Annotated in this window: 2 pseudogenes; one reads left to right on the forward strand and one right to left on the reverse strand. The window is 55.7% G+C overall.

Annotation, left to right across the window (positions count from 1 at the left end):
- Nucleotides 1-134 precede the first annotated feature (134 nt).
- Nucleotides 135-254: pseudogene (locus ACRPFF_RS11465) on the forward strand (iron-sulfur cluster co-chaperone HscB C-terminal domain-containing protein); the annotation flags it as partial.
- A gap of 12 nt (nucleotides 255-266) precedes the next feature.
- On the opposite strand, the pseudogene ACRPFF_RS11470 reads toward ACRPFF_RS11465, so the two are convergent.
- Nucleotides 267-393 (reverse strand): annotated as a pseudogene (locus ACRPFF_RS11470) (sigma factor-like helix-turn-helix DNA-binding protein); the annotation flags it as partial.

Here is a 393-nt window from a genome sequence, read left to right on the forward strand (position 1 = left end):
GCCGTCTGAAAGCATGGCGGTGGCGGCTTCACACCATTTTTCAAACTGTTCGTCGGTTTTCTGTTCCTCCTGTTCTCTGCTTTTGCTGTCGAAGCCTTTGCTGTCGAAACGTACGCCTAAAAGCCGCATTGCCATCGTACCTGCTGAAAACATCGGGTATCGATGCCGATGCGCCGGAACATACCTCTTTCGCCCCCGACTTCCTCATGCAGCAAATGGAATGGCGCGAAACGCTGATGGAGGCACGGGCCGGTTTTTTTGGTTTCCACCTTGCTGTCTCCACTGTCTAAGAAGCTTCTCACACGGTCGCTGCGGGTCGGGTGGCGCAACTTGCGGCGTGCTTTTGCCTCAATTTGGCGGATGCGTGCGCGGGTTACGTCAACCTGTCTGCCG

Source organism: Neisseria sp. SLRRB23 (assembly GCF_050896295.1).
Lineage (GTDB): Bacteria > Pseudomonadota > Gammaproteobacteria > Burkholderiales > Neisseriaceae > Neisseria.